This is a genomic window from Frankia sp. AiPa1, assembly GCF_023243075.1.
Lineage (GTDB): Bacteria > Actinomycetota > Actinomycetes > Frankiales > Frankiaceae > Frankia.
The window spans coordinates 1-593 of sequence record NZ_JALKFZ020000027.1; the positions used below are offsets into that span (position 1 = coordinate 1).

General features: G+C 68.6%; 1 protein-coding gene. It reads left to right on the plus strand.

The annotated features are described in order from the left end of the window. Window positions 1-106: 106 nt before the first annotated feature. A partial coding sequence (locus tag MXD95_RS04115; RefSeq protein WP_250639177.1) for an isocitrate lyase/PEP mutase family protein occupies window positions 107-593 on the plus strand: 487 nt, incomplete at its 3' end.

The window sequence follows — 593 nt, forward strand, 5'->3', positions numbered from 1 at the left end:
GCGGACCGGGCGACGTGCGCGGTGCACCGGGAACCGGCGGCCAGCACGTGGAACTGATCTGACGTCGAACAACCCCAGAATCCGACCGGCACAGGAAGTCGATGTGATGGCAGGCGACACGATCTCGCAGCAGCGTAAAGCGGAGATGTTCCGCGAGCTTCACGAGCGGGACAGTCCGTTCGTGCTGGCGAATGCCTGGGACGCCGGAACCGCGCATCTGCTGACGCGCGCCGGATTCGTCGCTCTCGGCACCACGAGCGCCGGGCTGGCCTTCAGTCACGGTGTGCCCGACGCGGCCAACATCATCGACCGTGCGTTCACCCTCGCCAACGTCCGCGCCATCGCGGCCGCGACCGAGCTACCGGTCTCCGCCGATCTTGAGAGCTGCTTCGCGGGGACCCCGAAGGATGTCGAGGAGACCGTTCTGCTGGCCGCCGAGGCCGGCGCCGTCGGCGGATCCATCGAGGACGCCACGGGAATACCGCAGGATCCGATCCTGCCCCTGGACGATGCCGTGGAGCGGGTCTCCCACGCGGTCGCCGCCGCGCGGAGCCTGCCCTTCCCGTTCGTCATCACGGCACGTGCCGAGAACT